This is a genomic window from Vogesella mureinivorans, from assembly GCF_007644035.1.
GTDB lineage: Bacteria > Pseudomonadota > Gammaproteobacteria > Burkholderiales > Chromobacteriaceae > Vogesella > Vogesella mureinivorans.
Map to the genome: position 1 here is coordinate 1 of NZ_VMTV02000824.1, position 266 is coordinate 266.

Genomic DNA, 266 nt, shown 5'->3' on the forward strand with positions numbered 1-266 from the left:
CGATCCATGATATACAGACGTCCGGCGATACCCGGCGCAATGTTGGGAGCAAACAGCTCTGCCACCTCAATCACGTCGCTGACGTTCTCGCACCCCTGCAAGCGCTGGGTCATTCGTGCGAGCAGCTCGCGGATGGCCCAGTCTGCGTCGCGTTCTTTTTCAAGCCGCTGCCTTGCCAGCCCGTTCTCGCGGAAAATGCGAATGGCCTGCGCCATATCGCCTATCTCATCGAGCTGGTTGAAATTTGGCGTTTCGACGGCGTAATC

At 58.3% G+C, this 266-nt stretch carries 1 protein-coding gene; it reads right to left on the reverse strand.

The features are described from left to right. Nucleotides 1-266: hypothetical protein (locus FLQ44_RS19810; protein ID WP_206209006.1), on the reverse strand; the 266-nt coding region annotated here is incomplete at both ends.